At 71.8% G+C, this 17273-nt stretch carries 16 protein-coding genes; 7 read left to right on the top strand and 9 right to left on the bottom strand.

Features of this window, described 5'->3' with window-relative positions; genetic code table 11:
• Window positions 1-207: 207 nt before the first annotated feature.
• Window positions 208-1098, bottom strand: coding sequence for a PfkB family carbohydrate kinase (locus JYK17_RS32100; RefSeq protein ID WP_222811759.1), 891 nt, complete (start codon window positions 1096-1098; stop codon window positions 208-210).
• Between the two features lie 216 nt (window positions 1099-1314).
• On the opposite strand from JYK17_RS32100, the gene JYK17_RS32095 reads away from it, so the two are divergent.
• Entirely contained in the window at window positions 1315-2238 is a 924-nt protein-coding gene (locus JYK17_RS32095) for a lysozyme (RefSeq protein WP_108014339.1), read from the top strand.
• Window positions 2239-2260: 22 nt separating this feature from the next.
• Here JYK17_RS32095 and pepN read toward each other — a convergent pair whose 3' ends face one another.
• Both pepN and JYK17_RS32085 read right to left on the bottom strand, forming a co-directional pair.
• The gene (gene pepN / locus JYK17_RS32090; protein ID WP_108014338.1) at window positions 2261-4699 is read right to left on the bottom strand and encodes an aminopeptidase N; all 2439 of its coding nucleotides are present in this window, start codon (window positions 4697-4699) and stop codon (window positions 2261-2263) included.
• A gap of 113 nt (window positions 4700-4812) precedes the next feature.
• Window positions 4813-5550, bottom strand: coding sequence for a TioE family transcriptional regulator (locus JYK17_RS32085; RefSeq protein ID WP_222811740.1), 738 nt, complete (start codon window positions 5548-5550; stop codon window positions 4813-4815).
• A gap of 58 nt (window positions 5551-5608) precedes the next feature.
• Between JYK17_RS32085 and JYK17_RS32080 the strand changes: the two genes are divergently transcribed.
• Together JYK17_RS32080 and JYK17_RS32075 are read left to right on the top strand one after the other, a co-directional pair.
• Window positions 5609-6805, top strand: a complete 1197-nt coding sequence (locus JYK17_RS32080; RefSeq protein ID WP_222811739.1) for an erythromycin esterase family protein — start codon at window positions 5609-5611, stop codon at window positions 6803-6805.
• A 184-nt stretch (window positions 6806-6989) separates the two neighbouring features.
• Window positions 6990-8144 carry an MFS transporter gene (locus JYK17_RS32075; protein ID WP_222811758.1) on the top strand — a complete coding sequence of 385 codons (1155 nt, stop codon included), beginning with the start codon at window positions 6990-6992 and terminating at the stop codon, window positions 8142-8144.
• 49 nt (window positions 8145-8193) lie between these two features.
• Here the strand turns inward: JYK17_RS32075 and JYK17_RS32070 are convergent, their stop codons facing one another.
• Window positions 8194-8649 (bottom strand): SRPBCC family protein, encoded by a 456-nt coding sequence (locus tag JYK17_RS32070; RefSeq protein ID WP_108014394.1) that lies wholly within the window; start codon window positions 8647-8649, stop codon window positions 8194-8196.
• Between the two features lie 46 nt (window positions 8650-8695).
• Between JYK17_RS32070 and JYK17_RS32065 the strand changes: the two genes are divergently transcribed.
• Window positions 8696-9298 carry a TetR/AcrR family transcriptional regulator gene (locus JYK17_RS32065; RefSeq protein ID WP_128801014.1) on the top strand — a complete coding sequence of 201 codons (603 nt, stop codon included), beginning with the start codon at window positions 8696-8698 and terminating at the stop codon, window positions 9296-9298.
• An 836-nt stretch (window positions 9299-10134) separates the two neighbouring features.
• Here JYK17_RS32065 and JYK17_RS32060 read toward each other — a convergent pair.
• From JYK17_RS32060 to JYK17_RS32045, 4 genes are all read right to left on the bottom strand, one after another.
• On the bottom strand, window positions 10135-10695 hold the full coding sequence (locus tag JYK17_RS32060; RefSeq protein WP_108014334.1) for a cysteine hydrolase family protein: 561 nt from the start codon (window positions 10693-10695) through the stop codon (window positions 10135-10137).
• Between the two features lie 56 nt (window positions 10696-10751).
• Window positions 10752-12170 (bottom strand): MFS transporter, encoded by a 1419-nt coding sequence (locus JYK17_RS32055; protein ID WP_181362571.1) that lies wholly within the window; start codon window positions 12168-12170, stop codon window positions 10752-10754.
• Complete coding sequence (locus tag JYK17_RS32050; RefSeq protein ID WP_108014333.1) at window positions 12163-12609, bottom strand: MarR family winged helix-turn-helix transcriptional regulator; 447 nt, start codon at window positions 12607-12609, stop codon at window positions 12163-12165. Before JYK17_RS32050 ends, JYK17_RS32055 begins: the two co-directional genes overlap by 8 nt.
• A gap of 79 nt (window positions 12610-12688) precedes the next feature.
• Complete coding sequence (locus JYK17_RS32045; RefSeq protein WP_222811738.1) at window positions 12689-13165, bottom strand: Lrp/AsnC family transcriptional regulator; 477 nt, start codon at window positions 13163-13165, stop codon at window positions 12689-12691.
• Window positions 13166-13244: 79 nt separating this feature from the next.
• On the opposite strand from JYK17_RS32045, the gene JYK17_RS32040 reads away from it, so the two are divergent.
• Complete coding sequence (locus tag JYK17_RS32040) at window positions 13245-14306, top strand: Glu/Leu/Phe/Val dehydrogenase dimerization domain-containing protein (protein WP_222811737.1); 1062 nt, start codon at window positions 13245-13247, stop codon at window positions 14304-14306.
• Window positions 14307-14424: 118 nt separating this feature from the next.
• Here the strand turns inward: JYK17_RS32040 and JYK17_RS32035 are convergent, their stop codons facing one another.
• Window positions 14425-15375, bottom strand: a complete 951-nt coding sequence (locus JYK17_RS32035) for a helix-turn-helix domain-containing protein (RefSeq protein WP_222811757.1) — start codon at window positions 15373-15375, stop codon at window positions 14425-14427.
• 70 nt (window positions 15376-15445) lie between these two features.
• Between JYK17_RS32035 and JYK17_RS32030 the strand changes: the two genes are divergently transcribed.
• Both JYK17_RS32030 and JYK17_RS32025 read left to right on the top strand, forming a co-directional pair.
• Window positions 15446-16678: an MFS transporter gene (locus JYK17_RS32030; protein WP_234548332.1), complete on the top strand. Its 1233-nt coding sequence runs from the start codon at window positions 15446-15448 to the stop codon at window positions 16676-16678.
• Window positions 16679-16864: 186 nt separating this feature from the next.
• The gene (locus JYK17_RS32025) at window positions 16865-17080 is read left to right on the top strand and encodes a hypothetical protein (RefSeq protein WP_128801011.1); all 216 of its coding nucleotides are present in this window, start codon (window positions 16865-16867) and stop codon (window positions 17078-17080) included.
• Window positions 17081-17273 lie beyond the last annotated feature (193 nt).

Genomic DNA, 17273 nt, shown 5'->3' with positions numbered 1-17273 from the left:
ATGGGGCCTCTCTCTCCATCATGGGCTCCGTCGCTCCCGGCGGCGACCCGCCCATCGCTCTCCCCTGCGCGTCAGTGAACCCGCACGTCATGCCCGCGAAAGTGCTGCCGCACCCGCTCGACGTCCCACACGGTGCGGGTTCGGTCGGTGGGCCCGGCCACCGCCCTACCCTGGACCGGCCGGATCGCCCCGATCCCGGCGCCCCCTTCACCCCTCCCGCATCCACGCGCGGGTCCCGAACGACGCGCACGCCCGTGAGGCCACGGCCGCCGCACCGCGCAGGGACTCGGCGAAACCCTCCGGGGTCAGGCGTCCGCGGACCGCGAGGTGATGGGCCAGGGCACCGTGCAGGAAGTCGCCCGCGCCCAGCGTGTCGGCCACCCGGACGGCGGGCACCTCCACCGTGCCGCCGCCGTCGGGGCCCGCCCACACGAGGGGCCGGCCGCCGCGGCTGACCGCCCGCCAGGTCACCCCGTGCGCGCGCAGGAACCCCAGGGTGGCCGCCACGGAGTCGGCCACGCCCGGCGGGTGGAAGTCGGCCGAGCAGACGGCCACGTCGATGTACGGCAGCAGTTCCGGCGTGCCGTCCTTCCAACTGCCCGCGTCGAGGAGGGTCACCCGGCCCGCGGCGCGCGCGGCCCGGGCGGCGGCCAGCGCCAGCTCCATGTGATGGCCGTCGAACTCGACGACGTCGCTCGCCGTCACCAGGGCGTCGAGATCGCCGGGCGGGGCGAGCCGGTGGCCCGTCGCGTTGGTGGAGGCGACCGCCCGCTCCCCGCTGGACGCGGTCACCAGAATGGAGGACACGGCGGGCGGCTCGGCCGATTCGGCCGCCAGATCCGTCACGGTCACGCCCAGCGCGTCGAGGTCGGCGGTCGCCGCGAGACCGAGCGGATGGGACCCGATCGCGGTGAGCAGCTTGGCCCTGCCCCCCAGATGACCGAAGGCCGCGGACGCGTTCGCCGCGGGACCGCCCGCGGCCACGACCTGCTCACGAGCCGTCAGCTTCTCGTCGGACGCCGGTACACGGTCCACCAGCTGGATGACATCCAGGGTGCACAGGCCCACGAACAGCCCGGCGGGCCGTCCGCCCGGCATCGGCTCCACCCGCACGCACCTCCTTCTGCCCGGCCCGGGGCTCACCGGCCCAGTGGCCCGCCCGAAACCGCGGCCTTCCGGACGCGCGGCCGCCCCGGACCTGGGGTCTTCCCGATCTGCGGCCAGTGTACGAACGTGCCGCAAACGACAACACCGCCGTGCCGGAACGCCCGTTGGGCGGTACCTGACGTGCGGTGCGGCCGGGCCGGGGTTCAGATGGGTGACGTGCGTAGCTCCATATCCCCCCAGCAGGGCCGCTCACGCCGGCGTCTCGTCGCCGCCCTGACCGGCCTCCTTCTCGCCCTGTCCGGACTGCCCACGGCGTTCGCGACGACGGACGCCGCGGCAGCCGAGCCGGACCCCGCCCCCACCACTGTCCCAGTCCCCACCGCTGTCCCCACACCCACAGCTGTCCCCGTCCCTGCGCGCGGCAGCGCGTACATGGGTATAGGGGTACGGGCCCACGAAGGGCTCGGTGTCCCGCCCGGCGACATCGCCCCGACCGCGAAGGCCAACCAGACCGAGGGCGTCGACGTGGCCAGCTACCAGCGCGACGTTGCCTGGCCCACCCTGTGGAGCGGCGGCGTCAGATGGGCCTACACCAAGGGCACGGAGGGGACGTACTACACGAACCCCTACTTCACCCAGCAGTACAACGGCTCCTACGGCGTCGGCATGATCCGCGGCGCCTACCACTTCGCCACCCCCGACACCACCAGCGGCACCGCACAGGCCGACTACTTCGTCGACCACGGCGGCGGCTGGTCCAAGGACGGCAGGACGCTGCCCGGCGCCCTCGACATCGAGTGGAATCCTTACGGCGACTCCTGCTACGGCAAGTCCAAGTCCGCCATGGTCACCTGGATCCGTGACTTCCTGAAGCGCTACAAGGCCCGCACCCATCGTGACGCCGTCATCTACACGGCCACGGCCTGGTGGTCCTCCTGCACCGGCAACTACAGCGGCTTCGGCGCCACCAACCCCCTCTGGATCGCCCGCTACGCCTCCTCGGCGGGAACGCTCCCGGCGGGCTGGAAGACGTACACGATGTGGCAGTACACGTCGTCCGGCCCGACGGTCGGCGATCGCGACCGCTTCCACGACACCACCGACAAGCTGCGGAAGTTCGCGACCGGTTGAGACCTGAAGTCGCCCCGGCCGGTCAGGCCGTGGCGCCCGTCCGGGACCGGAGCATCCGGCGGACGATGTCCGAGCGTTCCAGGAGTGTCTTGCGGACGACCGGGGCCGCCTTCTCGGCGGCCTGCCGGGCGGTCTCGATGTACGCGTCGTCGATGGCGAACGGCGCGAACAGACACCTGGTGAAGACCATCGCCAGGATCATCCCGCCCTGGTCCAGCTCGGGGATCACCTCCAGATAGCGCTGGGTGTACGGGGCCAGAAGGGCGTCCTGGCCGGGCCGCCAGAAGGCCGTCATCACCTGGCCGACCGGGTGCACGGGGACGGTGCGGTCCTCGACGACCCGCTGCCACACCTCCGCCTTGGCGGCGGCGTCGGGCAGGGCGGCCCGCACGGTGAGGGCGCGGACCCAGGCATCGGGATCGGAGTCGCGGGCGAGCAGACGGTCCGTCTCGGCCGTGACGTCCCCGCCGAGCTGCGCCTCGCGGACCAGGGCGCGCCAGTGCAAGTCGACGTCGTCGCCCGCCTGTTCACGCAGCCAGGCCAGATCGTCGCCGGTGGCCGCGGTGCGGGCCAGGCCGCGCAGTGCCACCTGGCGGCGGCCCGGATCGGCGGCGAGGCGCCGGCAGACAGCGGTCAACTCCGCGGTGAGCGCCGGGCGTTCGGCGGACGGGGCCCACAGTTCGGTGATGTCGGCGGCGAGCGTCAGCAGGGGTTCGATCACCGCGTCGGAACTCTCGGTCGCGAGGATCGTGGTGAGGCACCGCCCGGCCTCCGCCGCCGAGGCCTCACCGGTCGTCAGCATGTCCCAGACGGTCGCGGCGGCCACGCCCCGGGAGAGGGCGGTGGGCAGTTGAGCCGCCGAGGAGAACAGCGCGTCCCGGGTGGTGTGGTCGGGGCGGGCCGTGGCGAAGGTGAGGTCGTCGTCGTTGATCAGCAGGAGGTCCGCGGCGGCCGGGAGGCCGGTGACGGCGGTACGGGGCCCGGTCACCTCGACGCGTACCAGCCCCGTACGCTCCAGCGCCTGCCCGTCGCGGCGGTAGGCGCCGACGGCGAGCACCTGCGGACGCGCGGTGTCGGCGGCCACCAACGTGACCTGCTCGCCGTCGCGTTCGAGGACGAACCGGTCGGTGCCGGCCGTGGCGAGCCAGGCCGTGCGCCAGGTGTCGAGGTCGCGCCCACTGGCCTCGGACAGGGCGTCGATCAGGTCCTGGAGGGTGGTGTTGTGCCAGGCGTGCCGGGCGAAGTAGGCGGCCATGCCCGCCCGGAAGTGCTCCTCGCCGACGTACGTCATGAGCTGCTGCAGGACGGAGGCGCCCTTGGGGTAGGTGATGTTGTCGAAGATCGACGCGGCCTGGGCGACATCGTGGATGGGCTGATGGATGGGGTGCGAGACCGGGCCCTGGTCGGCCAGATACGCCTTGAGCTTGTCGCTCACCAGATGGCCCGCCCAGGCGTCGGTGTAGCGCGTGGCGCCCTCGGCGGCCCAGTGGCAGGCGAACTCGGCGAACGCCTCGTTCAGCCAGAGGTCGTCCCACCAGCGCATGGTGACGATGTTGCCGAACCACATGTGCGCCATCTCGTGCAGCAGCACCTTGGCCAGCAACTCCCGCTCGGCGGGCGTCGGTTCGGCCCGCCGCAGGAACGCGTCCGACCAGGTCACACATCCGTAGTTCTCCATCGCGCCACCGAACTCGGGCATGAAGACCTGGTCGTACCGGCGCTGCGGGAACGGCATCGCGAAGGCCTCGGCGTAGAAGGCCAGGCCCTGTCGGGTGAGGGTGAAGATCTCGTCGGCGTCGCGGTCGAGGACGTCGGCGAGCGAGCGGCGGGCGTACAGGCCGAGATCGTGGCCGTCGATCTCGCGGCGCAGTTCGTGGAAGGGGCCCGCGTTGACGACGGTGTTGTACACGGCGAGCGGGGGAGTGTCGGGGAAGACCCAGCGGCGGGCCTTGTCCAGCTCCTCGACGCGCGCGTCACCGGAGTTGCTGGTGACGATCCACGCGGCCGGGGCCGTGACCGTGAAGGCGTGCGGGGCCTTGAGATCGGGCTGGTCGAAACACGCCCACACGAACCGGGCCTCGTCCGGCTCGAAGCTCGTCCACACATAGACCTCGCCGTCCGCGGGGTCTACCGCCTTGTGCACGCCCTCGCCCGTGGAGGTGTCGGCCTGGACGCTCTCCACCCTCAGCACGTTGTGCTCGGCCAGATCGGGCAGGGGGATTCGGCCGTCGTCGGTGGGCCGCAGCGCGGTGCCGTTGAGCGTGGCGCTCACCACCTGGGCCGCGCAGTCCACGAAGGTCTCCGCACCCGGCTCACGGCAGGTGAAGGTGACGGTCGAGACGCTGCGGACCTCGGGTCCCTCGGGCAGCGCGGTGAAGTCGATGTCGACGTCGTACCGTTCGACAGCGACCAGCGCGGCCCGGCGCTCGGCTTCACCCCGGGTGAGGCTCCTGATCCCCATGCATCCTCCTTCGACAGACAGCCGGCGCAAGCGTATGCCGCGGAACGGTCAAGGGCGCAGAGGGTTTTCCCTGGATCTGCGCAGGCGGTCGCTCGATTTCTCCGGTTTCGCCGTCAGGCCGGCTGCTGCTCGCGCCCGTCCCGCAGATACGTCTCCAGCGCGGCGGCCCCGGTCAGCAGCGCGCGTCCGCGGGCGGCCAGCCGGGCGTGCCACTCGCGCAGCGTGGCCTCCAGCGGCTCCGGGCCGCCCGCCGCCCGTACATGGGCGATCAGCGGGGCGATCTGCTCCAACAGATAGCCGCCGCGCCGGAGTTGATGGGCGAGCCGGGCGTCCCGTACCGCTGCCTCGTCGTAGACGCGATATCCGGTCTGCGGGTCGCGCCGCGGACTCACCAGCCCGGCGAGCTCCCATTTGCGCAGCGTCGCGGGCCGGATGCCGAGCTGTCCCGCCAGCGACCCGATGAACCTGTCGGACGCGGTGCGCGGCGCGGACGAAGGGAGCGGCTTCAGGTCCCGCAGGGCGCTCTCCACGGCCCGCAAGGTCGCGCGGTCGTCGAGGAGTTGGGCGTGGCTCTCGTCGATGAGGCGCAACGCCTCCTCGGTCGCGCCCTCGTTCACGGCCCGCATGATCGACGTCGCCGTGGCATGGCCGTGGCCGGGCACCAGGGCGAGGAAGGCGCGCAGGGCCATGGCGTGCAGGGGAGTGTAGGTGCGGTAGCCGTGGGGTGTGCGATCGGCCACCGGGAGAATCCCGGCGTCCTCGTAGTTCCTGACCGCCTGGGTGGACAGACCGTGCTCGCGCGCCAGGTCGACCGGCCTGAGCCGCTTGCCGCTTTGAGGGTTGTGCTCCATGCTGCCGACCATATCGATGGAAAGTCTCAACCGAAGGTTCAACGATAGCGTTCAAGGCATGGCTACTGACATCACGGACACCGTCCGTCCCGTCGAGGCTGCCGCCCTCATGGAGCTGTTCCCGGCGCGCCCGCGACTGCTCGCCCTGGGCGAGCCCGCACATGGCGAGGACACGCTGCTCGGCCTGCGCAACGAGATCTTCCGGCAACTCGTCGAGGAGGAGGGCTACCGGACGATCGCGATCGAGAGCGACTGCGTCAAGGGCCTGGTCGTGGACGACTACGTCACCTCGGGCACCGGCACCCTCGACGAGGTCATGGAGCACGGATTCAGCCACGGCTGGGGCGACTTCACCGGCAACCGCGAACTCGTGCGCCACATGCGCGCCCACAACGACGGCCGGCCCGAGTCCGAGCAGGTCCGCTTCGCCGGGTTCGACGGCCCCCTGGAGATCACCGCAGCCGCGAGCCCCCGGCAGACCCTCACGGCCCTCCACGACTACCTCGCGGCCCGCGTGGACGCAAACCTGCTGCCCTGCACCGCACGGACACTCGACCGGCTGCTCGGTGACGACGAGCGGTGGACCGACCCCGACGCGATGATGGATCCGGCCCGGTCCGTGGGGCAGTCGCCCGAGGCCGCCCGGCTGCGGCTGCTCGCCGACGACCTGGTGGCGCTGCTCGACACGCAGACGCCGTATCTGAAGGCGGTGAGCTCACGGGACGAGTTCGACCGGGCGCGGCTGTACGGGCGCACCGCCACCGGGCTGCTGCGCTACCACCACTGGATGGCCGACCCTTCACCGGCGCGCATGACACGGCTGTGCGCCCAGCGCGACCTGATGATGGCCGACAACCTCCTCGCCCTCGCCGATCGGGGCCCGGCACTCGCCAACGGCCAAAACGCTCATTTCCAGCGGGAGTTGAGCACCATGCAGATGTGGCAGGGGCCGGTTCGGTGGTGGAGCGCCGGTGCGCTGGTGAGCGCGCGGCTCGGGGACGCGTACGCCTTCGTCGCCATGGCAGTCGGCACCATCCGGCACCAGGGAGTGGACACCCCGCCGCCGGACACCGTCGAAGGGTTCCTGTACGCACTCCCCGGGGACCGCTGCGTCGTCGACGCCCCGCGCCTGGCCGCCACCCTCGGTGACACACCGCCCGCACCCCGCACCTCCCCGTGGTTCGGCTACGCCCCGCTCGACCCGGCCCACCTCGCGGACCGGGACGGCATCGTGTTCGTCAAGGACGCCACGTAGAACGGCCACCATGGGCGGTCGCGTCGCCGTCCAGCGGAAATCGGTTGCGGTGATGCCGGTGATCCCGTGAGGTGGTGGCATGGGCGGTGCCACGGAACAGGCGCTGCGGTCGCGCACAGCGAGTGACCGGGCGCGGGAGAGGCGACCGGCTCCGTGGCAGCGGCTCGCGGTGCTCGGGGCGCTGATGCTGGCCGCCTTCACCTTCAACACGGCGGAGAATCTGCCGGTCGGACTCCTGGAGCCGATCTCGGACAGCCTGCGGGTGTCGGTACCGGCGGTCGGTCTCCTGGTGACCGGCTACGCCGTGACGGTCGCGGTCAGTTCCGTACCGATCGCCCACGTCGTGCGCACCGTGCCCCGCCGTCATGTGCTCACCGCGCTGCTGGCCGCGCTCGCCGTGTCCAGCCTGGTCGCGGCGCTCGCGCCGTCGTACTGGCTGCTTCTCGGCGCACGGCTGCTGACCGCGCTCGCGCAGGCCCTGTTCTGGGCCGTGATGGGCCCGGTCGCGGTGGGCCTGTTCCCGCCGCGGGTGCGCGGACGCGTGGTCGGGGCCCTGTCCGTCGCGGGTTCGTTCGCCCTCGTGCTCGGCGTGCCTGCCGGGACCTGGCTGGGACGCCGGACCGCCTGGCAGGTGCCGGTCGCAGCCCTGGCCGCGCTCGCCGCCGTGTCGCTCGTGACCATTGCGACGCTGCTGCCGACCTCACGCCCGGACGAGGAGCCCGCCGCCTACGGGACCGGTCCCGACGTGCGCCGGTTCGCCACGGTGCTCGCGGCCGGGGCCCTGTCCGCCACCGGCGCGTTCGCGGGATTCACCTACATCGCGAAGTTCCTCGGCGACGTGAGCGGGTTCTCCCCGAGCGCCGTCGGCCTGCTGTTCGTGGTGTTCGGACTCGCGTGTCTGGCCGGCGTGAGCATCACCGGCGCCCTGCTGGACCGCTTCCCGCGCTCCGCCCTGTCCGCCGCCGTGGCGACCCAGGCGGTGGGCCTGACCGGCCTCTACGCGTTCGGCGACCGGCCGGTGACCGCGGTGGTGTTCCTGGTGCTGATGGGCGGTGCGCTCGGACCGGTCTTCATGACCACCCAGAACGAGATGCTGCACTGCGCACCGGGCCGCACCGACATCGCGCTCGCGGCCAACTCCGGTGCCTACAACGCCGGAATCGCAGCCGGCGCCGCGCTCGGCGGGCTGGTGCTCGCACTGGCCGACGTACGGGCCGCGTTCCTCGCGGGCGGGCTGCTCACGTGCGCGGCCGGAGTGGTGCTGCTCGGCGGGCGGCTGCTTCAGGCTCGGAACATGGGCGGTGCGACGCGCCGCAGAGCCATGGACACCACGGGCTGACGGGGGCGGGGGCCAAGGGGAGCGCGGGGGACCGCACGTCACCGGCGCGTCAGGAAGCGACGTGCCTGGCCAGCTCGGTGGCCAGGCGTTGCATGACCGTACGGTTCGCACGTCGCATCGTGGCCCGGACGACGGGGGCCAGCAGTCGGTCGGGGAGTGGGGCGCGCACCCAGCTGTAGGTGAAGGCGACACGGCTCCCGCCGTCCGGCAGCGACTCGATGGTGTAGGTGCCGTGGGCGACGCGCCGGCCTGCCGCGCTGACATTGCGCTCCATGATCCGGCGCGGTGCGTCGACTTCGACGACCTCGATGGTGACCTCGGTCTTCGTGCCGCCCAGCGCGGCGGTGACCGTGGCGCACGATCCCTTGCCGCGGTCGGGGCCGCTGTAGCGCCAGTCGGTCAGGTAGTGATCGGTGAAGCGCTCGTGGTGCGCCATGACATCGAGGAAGTCGTAGACCTGCTCGGGCGTCTGCGGAACGTCGATCGACACGGTGACGGGCTGCATGTACCACACGGTACATCCACCGTGTACCAATTGGTACACTCGCGAAGTGACAAGGACGGACGACTCGCGTCCCGAAGGCGTGGGCGGCAAGGTCGGGGACCGGCGCGCGCAGCTGGTGGACGCGGCGGTCGACTACGTCGCGGCGTACGGCATCGGCGACTTGAGCCTGCGCGGCCTGGGCGCGGCGATCGGCGTCAGCCACCGGATGCTGATCCACTACTTCGGCTCCAAGGAGCAGCTGCTCGTGGAGATCGTCCGCACCTCCGAGCAGCGTCAGCGCGATCTGCTGTCCCGGCTGCGACGGGAGCCCGGTGTCTCGCCCATCGACGCAGCGCGGCTGCTCTGGCGGCAGCTGACGGATCCTCAACTGGCCAACCAGGAACGGCTGTTCTTCGAGATCTACGGCCAGGCACTGCGGGGCCGCCCCGAGGCGGTGCCGGTGCTCGACAACCTGGTGACGGACTGGCTGGAGCCCCTCGTGGCCGCCGAGGTCGCCGCCGGGGCGGACCCGGCGACCGCCCGCAACCGCGCCAGGCTGGGCCTCGCCACCGTCCGCGGCCTCCTGCTCGATCTGCTCGCCACCGGCGACCGCGACGGCGTGGACGCGGCGATGGAGGAGTTCTTGCGGTTGTACTACGGCTCGGAGTGACGTGGGTTGGTGCCGTTGCCGAGGTGCGCAATCCGTACGGCCACGCACATCGCGGCGAGACGGGCGGGACGGCGACCAATGGCACGTCGGCCGCCAGCGAACTGCCCCACTCCTTCGACGAGGCGACGTCGACGCGACGGTTGAGGAGCTGGGCCATCAGCTCGGGGCGGGGTCGCAAACGCGCCAGGCTGGGGCTAGGCCTCGCCATTGTCCGCGGCCGGTTGCTCGCCTTACTCGTCACTGGCGCGGCGGCATCGGCCGCCCCGCGGGCCGCGCCGCGATGTGTGTCCGGCCGGTCGGGGCCGGGTCGCGACCGCGTGGGTCCGGTCCGGGCGCCTGGGCATCGTCCGGGGCCTGCTGCTCGGTCTGGTGCAGCCTGGGCGGCGGCATCGGCCGCCCCGCGGGCCGCGCCGCGATGTGTGTCCGGCCGGTCGGGGCCGGGTCGCGACCGCGTGGGTCCGGTCCGGGCGCCTGGGCATCGTCCGGGGCCTGCTGCTCGGTCTGGTGCAGCCTGGGCGGCGGCATCGGCCGCCCCGCGGGCCGCGCCGCGATGTGTGTCCGGCCGGTCGGGGCCGGGTCGCGACCGCGTGGGTCCGGTCCGGGCGCCTGGGCATCGTCCGGGGCCTGCTGCTCGGTCTGGTGCAGCCTGGGCGGCGGCATCGGCCGCCCCGCGGGCCGCGCCGCGATGTGTGTCCGGCCGGTCGGGGCCGGGTCGCGACCGCGTGGGTCCGGTCCGGGCGCCTGGGCATCGTCCGGGGCCTGCTGCTCGGTCTGGTGCAGCCTGGGCGGCAGTTCGGTCGCCCGTCGGTCTCGTCGCGATGCGTGTGGCCGTACGGCTATGAAGCGCTCGCCGTCAGCGAGTCGCCCCACTCCTTCGTCGTGGCCACGTCGCCACGGCGGTTGAGGACCTTGGTCAGCAGGGTGTCGTGCACGTCGGGGCTGGGGTCGGCGCAGGCGTCGGACAGGACGGTGACGCGGTAGTCCAGGTCGGCCGCCTGCAGCGCGGTCGACAGGACGATGCCGCTGGTCGCGATGCCGGTCAGGACGAGGTGGTCGATGTCCTGGGCGGCGAGGATCTGCCGGAGGTTGTTGCCCGCGAAGGCGCTGACGCGGTTCTTGGCCACGACGATCTCGTCGCCGCGCGGGGCCAGGTCCGGGTGGATCGCGGCGTTCGGGTCGTCCTCGGTGAACAGTCCGGACGGCAGGCCGCCGAAGATCTTGTTGCGCGGATGCACGTCGACGTGGCCGGGACGGAGCCGCAGCACGACATGGATGACGGGAACCCCGGCGGCTCGGGCCGTCTCCAACGCCCGTACGGCGGCGGGCAGATAGCCGTCGGGAACGTGGGCGAGATTGCTGACCTGGTGATCCATGGAGAGCAGGGCGGTACCGGACATGGTGCGGCCTTTCAGAACGGGAGGGGTGGGTTTTTTGCTACGGGGCTGCCCAACGGCTATGCCTTGGGCGCGGGTTGGGCCGGTTCGGGCGTGACGCGGCGCAGGCTGCGGTCGAGGACGGTGATCAGGAGGTACAGGACTCCGGCGCCGAGCATGATCCAGGCCAGGTGGTGCATCCCGGAGGTGCTTGCGTGCTGCCCGAAGGACGCGGCCGTCGCGGAGGAGGCGACCATCGAGCCCAGATAGGCGAAGGTCCGCAGCAGTCCCGCTGAGGAGGCGGTGCGCTCGGGGTCGGACTGGAAGTAGACGGAGTTCTGCAGGGCCAGGTTGTTGGACCCCTGCGGCACGCCGAAGATCACGGCCAGCAGGAGCAGCGTCCACAGGGGGCTGTCCGCGGTGAGGGTCAGCATCAGCGCGCAGGCCACGATCTGGCCGGCGCCGCCGAGCAGGAGCTTTCCCAGAACTCCGCTGCTGCGACCGGCCACGACGGAGACGCCGATGCCCACCAGGAACATCGGGATCTGCACGAGCCCGGCGTGGAAGGGGTCGAGCCCGTAACTCTCCTCGGTCCACTGGGTGAAGCCGTAGAGGAAGGCGTACGAGACGACGTACGCCACCAGTGCACGGCCGTAGGTGGCCAGCAGCGGTGCGTTGCCGCTGAGCACCCGTAGGTCGATGAAGGGTGTGGCGGCGCGCAGCTCGCGGACGGCGAAGGCGGCTCCGGCGGCGACGGTGATCACCGGCAGGTACCAGCTGCTCGCGTGCAGGTTCATCAGGAACAGCAGCAGCGAGAAGAGCATGGCCGCGAACAGGCCCATGCCGGGCAGATCGATCTGCGCGGCCACCCGGCCCCGGACCGTCGCACCGGCGCGCTGCTTCGGCAGCCGCAGCGCGCCGAGGGTCACCGCGACCGCGGCCAGCGGGATGTTGAGCGCGAAGGTGGAGCGCCATCCGCCGAGCCCGATCAGCAGACCGCCGAGCAGGGGGCCGATCACGGCGATGGTCTGGTTGGCGACCGCCAGCGCGGTCAGCAGGCCCGCCGGGCTGTCCTTGCCGGTCCGCGCGGCCTCGCTGCGCAGGAGCGCCATGGCGGCCGGGTAGCCGGCGCAGGTGCCGAAGCCGAGCAGGACGCGCGCGGCGATCAGGACCCCGAGGCCGGGCGCCAGGGTGCCGACGACGCCGGCGACCCCGACGAGGCTGGTGCTGACGAGGAAGAGGCGGCGCGGGCCGAAGATGTCGATGAGTCGGCCGACGATCGGCTGCCCGAGGGCGGTGGCCAGATAGAGCGCCGAGACCAGCCAGGCGGTCTGCGCGGGCGGCGCCCCGAACGCGGCGCCGATCGGCACGAGCGCGACGGCGATGACGGTGGAGTTGATCGGGTTGAGGACCGAACCCAGCATCATCGGGGGTATGAGCCGGCGGTCGATGCCCGCCGTGCCGGTGGGGGCGCGTTTCACGGTGGTCCGGTCAGTCATGGAGGAGTCGCTCCAGTACCGACATGGCCGTGATCACGGTCCGCCTCTCCTCCTCGGTGCACTTCTTCTGCAACTGGTCCGCGAGCCATTCGCCGCGGGCCTGTCGTGCCTCCTCGGCGCGTCGGCGCCCCTCGGCGGTGAGGGCGATCAGCATGCGGCGACCGTCCCCGGGGTCCCGGCGCCGCTCGACCAGCTTCGGGCCCTCCAGCGCGGCGACCGTGCTCGCCATCGACTGGTGCCGCATGCCCTCGATGGCGGCGAGATCGCTGACCGTGAGCCCGTCGTTGTCGATGAGCCGGGCCAGCACCGACGCCTGGGTGAGGCTGACGTCCCCCATGTCACTGGCGGCGCGGATACGGCGCCGCAGGCGCCCGACGACGGTCCGCACGGCGTGCGCGGCACTGACGGCTGTGGGCGACGGAGCACCGAGATCACTCATACGGACCACTCTAGGAACGACAGCCCAGGTTGTCCAGTTTACCTGCGCAGCTAACCTGGACAATCGGAGATAGTCGCTCTCAGGGGCGCTGCTCGGTGGTCGGAGGCAGCGGACCGAGCACCGGATTGGTCAGGTGCTGGTAGATGATCGAGGTGCGGAAGCTGATGATCTCGCGCCTCTCGGTGAAGTGGTCCAGGAGGAACGCGTGCAGGTGGTCGATGTCCTGCGCGGTGACATGGACGAGAAAGTCGTCGCTGCCCGCCATGGTGTAGACGGAGACCACCTCGGGCAGTTGGGTCACCGACTTCTCGAAGGCCGCGACGACGTCCCGGCGCAACGGCCGGATCTGGGTGGCCACCATCGCCTGCACCGAGCGGTTGAGCGCGCTCAGGGAGACCTGCGCCCGGTAGCCCTGGATGATGCCGCGCCGGTGCAGAAGTCGCGTGCGTTCCAGGCAGGTTGAGGGCGCGATGCCGAGTTTCTCGGCGAGTGCGCGGTTGGACAGCCGACCGTCCAGCTGCAGATGGTGCACGATCGCCGAATCAAGTTCGTCCATGACTGCTCCCGTCTCGAAGGCGCCGAATTTAATTCGGCGGATCACCTGGTGGTCCGCGCATCAGCCTAACTTCTGACGCATGAGCCAAGCATTTGCGCATGAAGAGGTCGTCGTCCGGCGCGGCCGCCGTTCCGGTCTTCCGCTGATCGTCGCGATCCACTCCCGCACTCTGGGCCCGGCGGTCGGCGGTTGCCGGCTGCGCCGCTACGACACCTGGCAGGACGGACTGGCGGACGCGCTGCGCCTGTCCGAGGCCATGACCTACAAGGCCGCCGTCGCCGGTCTGGACTTCGGCGGCGGCAAGAGCGTGATCGCCCTGGAGAAGGGCACCGAACTCACCGCGGAACGGCGCCAATTGGCGCTCGAGGACCTGGGCGAGCTGATCGCCTCCTTCGACGGGTCCTACCGCACCGGACCCGACATCGGCACCGGCCCGCAGGACATGGTGGTCCTGAAGCGGTTCTCGCCGTACGCGTACTGCACTCCCGAGGAGCACGGCGGCACCGGCAACTCCGGCGTCCCCACCGCGACGGGCGTCCTGGCCGCCCTGCGCGCGGGGGCACGCCATGTGTTCGGCGACGCGTCCTGCGCCGGTCGCACCGTGGTCATCAGCGGATTCGGGTCGGTCGGCGGCGGCGTCGCGGCCGGCCTCGCCGCCGAGGGCGCGCACGTCGTCGTCTCGGACGTGGACCACTCCCGCAAGGACGCCGCTCTGGAACGCGGGTACGGCTGGGTGGAGCCCGAAGAGGCCCTGTCCGTACCGGCCGACATCCTCGTCCCGGCGGCCGTCGGCGGCGTCCTGAACGGCGAGACGGTGCCCCGCCTCACCGCACCCCTGGTGGTCGGCCCCGCCAACAACCAGCTCAGCGACGAGTCCGTCGCAGATGCCCTCGCGGAGCGCGGCATCGTCTGGGTGCCCGACTACGTCGCGAGCGCCGGCGGCATCGTCTACGTCCTCAGCCGCGAATCGGAGCACTACGACCACGAGGCAGCCCACAAGCGGGTGTTGGGCATCGGCGACACCGTCAGCCAGGTACTCGACGTGGCACGCTCGACGGGTGTCACCCCACTGCGGGCGGCCCGGCAGATGGCGGAGCGCAGGCTGGCCTCCGGCGGCGGAGGTGATGCGACGGCGTCGTAGTGGTTACGCCGCTGCCTCCCCGCGCGGTGCCTGAAGAACACCGACGGCGCCCACCCTCGCTCTCGACCCGGGCGCTACGCCCGCCACCCCACTGCTGACGTGATGAACCGGCGGGTTGTCATCGTGAATCGGCTCGGAACGCCCGGCGGTAGGCGCCCGGTGTGGTGCCCAGGGCGTCGAGAAAGCGTCTGCGGAGGTTGGTGGCGGAGGAGAGCCCGACGCGGCGGGCGATGGCGTCCAAGGGGAGGTCGGAGGACTCCAGCAGGTCTCGGGCTGTGGCGATCCGCCGGGCGAGCAGCCACTGCCCCGGGCTGGTACCGAGCTGGTCGGCGAAGCGTCGGGCGAGAGTACGCGTCGAGACGCCCACGTGCGCGGCCAGGGTTTCGACGGTCACCGGTTCGCCGAGCCGCCCGGTGATCCACTCCAGCAACGGCGCGAGCGTGCCGTCGATCTGTGCGGGGTGCGGCGGCGCCGAGTACTGCAACTGCCCGCCCTCACGGTGGGGCGGCATGACCATGGTCCGTGCGATGTGCGCGGCGTACCGTGCGCCCTGGTCGCTGCGGACCAGGTGCACGCACAGGTCGAGGCCGGCCCCGGCGCCGGCGCTGGTGGCCACGTCGCCGTGGTCCACGTACAGCACGTCCGGGTCGACCTGGACGTGCGGGAAACGCGCGGCGAGTTCGTCCGTCAGCGCCCAGTGGGTGGTCGCCGCTCGTCCGTCCAGCAGACCGGCGTGGGCCAGTGCGAAGGCGCCGGAGCAGATGCTGACCAGCCGCGCTCCATGGGAGTGCGCGCGCCGCAGTGCCCGGGCGACCGCAGGTGAAGGCGGCTCCATGTGCGGCAGCCAGCCCGGAACGACGACGGTGTCCGCCCGATCGAGCGCGTCCAGTCCGTCGGTCACGAGCATGTCGTACCCGGCGCGCGTCGCGACCGGGCCAGGATCCTCCGTGCACACGCCGAAGGCGTACCGCGCCGGAAGCTCCGGCCGCTCGATCCCGAACACCTGGGCCGCGCAGGCCAGTTCAAAGGTCGACTGCCCTGGGCGGACGAGCGCCACCACTCGATGCATGGCAGGAAAGTACCTCATGACGTCTTTCCTGACACTCGGCAGGACAACTACCGGTCGCCAGGCTGGCCCCATGACCAATGGAAAGGCCTCCGGCACGCACCCCTGGCGAGCACGGACCGCGATTCTGACGCTCGGAACATTCGCGGTCGGAACCGACGGATTCATCGTCGTGGGTCTCCTTCCCGAGATCCACGAAACGCTGCATGTCAGTACTGCCGCAGCCGGCCAGCTCGTGAGTGTGTTCGCCATTGCCTACGCCCTCTTGGGGCCCGTCCTCGCCGCATTCACGGGCAGGTGGCCCAGGCGCCGAGTCCTCGTGACCGGAGTCGCGCTGCTCGCGGCGGGGAACGCCGTGACCGCGTCGGCGCACATGTACGGACTGGTCCTCGCCTCCCGCGTGCTGGCGGGTTCCGGTGCGGCGCTGTTCGTCGCGAGCGCCGTGGCCACGGCCGCTCACCTCGCCGGCGACCGGCAGAGGGGCAGGGCCATCGCCATGGTGACCGCCGGGGCGACGCTGTCGCTGGTGCTGGGTGCTCCGCTCGGCACCCTCATCGGTGGAGCATGGGGCTGGCGGAAGGCGATCTGGTTCGTCGCCGCGGTCGCCGGTGCCGTTGCGGTCGTCCTCGCCGTCCTGCTGCCGCCCATGCAACTCGGTCAAGGCGCGACACTGCGGCGGCGCATCGCGCCGCTGACCGACCGGCGGGTCATGCGGATCCTGGTCGTCACACTGCTGGCGTTCATCGGCATCTTTCTTCCCTTCACGTACATGAGCGCGGTCTTCGCGCCGGCTGTCGGCGGCGCGCCATCCCGACTCGCGCTCCTGCTGCTGGTGTTCGGAGTTGCCGCCACAGCGGGAAACCTGACGGCCGGCTCGTTCACCGACCGGTACGGCCCGCGGCGCGTCGTGATCGGCGCCACCACAGGCGTCGCCGTGGTGTTCGTGATCATGCTTCCGATTCGGGAGGTCTTCGTTCCCGTGCTGATCGCCGAAGCGCTCGGCGGTGTCGTGTCGTACTCGGTGATCGGGCCGCAGCAGCACCGGATCATGGCCTACGCCCCGCCCGAGGGTGCGCCGCTCGTGACCTCGCTGAACACCTCTGCCGGGTACCTCGGCAACTTCCTGGCCAGCACCATCGGAGCGGTCATCCTCACCACCACCGGTTCCGCGGGCCTCCTGCTGCCCATCGCCGCGACCTTCGCCGCGCTCGCGGCGTTCCTCACCTGGTGGCTGTCACGATCCACCGGAGAACGCGCCGGGGAGGCTCTCGACGCGACCGGCAAGCCGGCCACCACGGCGAAGTGAGACCTTGGGCGGCAGGGCAGTTGGTGCCCCACCCGCGCGCACGGCCGACCCCGGAACTCACCCGAGTGGCCGAGACCCCGACCTGCGCTCACCTGCCCTCACATCCCAGCCAACAGCGCCCACCCCTCCACTCCGAGCCGAAGCGGCCCGCATGCGCGCATCCGCCGCACGGCGCACCCTGGTCCCGTGGCCGGCTCACAGCCCGTGGTGATCTACCCGCCCGCCGAGGACGGCGGACGGCGGGTACGCATGGGCGATCAGTTCCGCGGCATGGCGTACGGCCTCCTGGACATCATCGAGTTCCTGCGCCTGGCGGGCCTGGACGACGTCGACGACGTGTGGGTACGGCAGTCCGACCTGATCGAGTGGCGAGGCGGCGGGCCGGACGTCTGGGAGCGGTGAGGGAAGCGTGAGGGACGGCGGCCTGAGCATGCCCTTTCCGCGCTGGTCGCCTGCATCCTGCGCTGGTCGCCCGGGCCCTGCGCTGCTAGCCCGGGCCCTGCGCACCGCTCGCCCGCGCCCCGCGTCGCTCGCCCGCACCCCCCGCACCGCTCGCCCGCATCTCGCGCTGCCCGCCCGGGCCCTGCGCACCGCT

It is taken from the genome of Streptomyces plumbidurans (assembly GCF_019857225.1).
GTDB classification, from domain to species: Bacteria; Actinomycetota; Actinomycetes; order Streptomycetales; family Streptomycetaceae; genus Streptomyces; species Streptomyces plumbidurans.
This window is presented reverse-complemented; position numbering and strand designations above follow the sequence as displayed.

Coding starts and splice junctions, on each gene's coding strand:
- JYK17_RS32075 (WP_222811758.1), top strand. CDS start 6,990: ATGCTGGCCGCCTTCACCTTCAACACGGCGGAGAATCTGCCGGTCGGA.
- JYK17_RS32080 (WP_222811739.1), top strand. CDS start 5,609: ATGGCTACTGACATCACGGACACCGTCCGTCCCGTCGAGGCTGCCGCC.
- JYK17_RS32070 (WP_108014394.1), bottom strand. CDS start 8,649: ATGCAGCCCGTCACCGTGTCGATCGACGTTCCGCAGACGCCCGAGCAG.
- JYK17_RS32045 (WP_222811738.1), bottom strand. CDS start 13,165: ATGGACGAACTTGATTCGGCGATCGTGCACCATCTGCAGCTGGACGGT.
- JYK17_RS32060 (WP_108014334.1), bottom strand. CDS start 10,695: ATGTCCGGTACCGCCCTGCTCTCCATGGATCACCAGGTCAGCAATCTC.
- pepN (WP_108014338.1), bottom strand. CDS start 4,699: ATGGGGATCAGGAGCCTCACCCGGGGTGAAGCCGAGCGCCGGGCCGCG.
- JYK17_RS32035 (WP_222811757.1), bottom strand. CDS start 15,375: ATGCATCGAGTGGTGGCGCTCGTCCGCCCAGGGCAGTCGACCTTTGAA.
- JYK17_RS32095 (WP_108014339.1), top strand. CDS start 1,315: ATGGGTGACGTGCGTAGCTCCATATCCCCCCAGCAGGGCCGCTCACGC.
- JYK17_RS32055 (WP_181362571.1), bottom strand. CDS start 12,170: ATGACTGACCGGACCACCGTGAAACGCGCCCCCACCGGCACGGCGGGC.
- JYK17_RS32100 (WP_222811759.1), bottom strand. CDS start 1,098: ATGCCGGGCGGACGGCCCGCCGGGCTGTTCGTGGGCCTGTGCACCCTG.
- JYK17_RS32050 (WP_108014333.1), bottom strand. CDS start 12,609: ATGAGTGATCTCGGTGCTCCGTCGCCCACAGCCGTCAGTGCCGCGCAC.
- JYK17_RS32030 (WP_234548332.1), top strand. CDS start 15,446: ATGACCAATGGAAAGGCCTCCGGCACGCACCCCTGGCGAGCACGGACC.
- JYK17_RS32085 (WP_222811740.1), bottom strand. CDS start 5,550: ATGGAGCACAACCCTCAAAGCGGCAAGCGGCTCAGGCCGGTCGACCTG.
- JYK17_RS32040 (WP_222811737.1), top strand. CDS start 13,245: ATGAGCCAAGCATTTGCGCATGAAGAGGTCGTCGTCCGGCGCGGCCGC.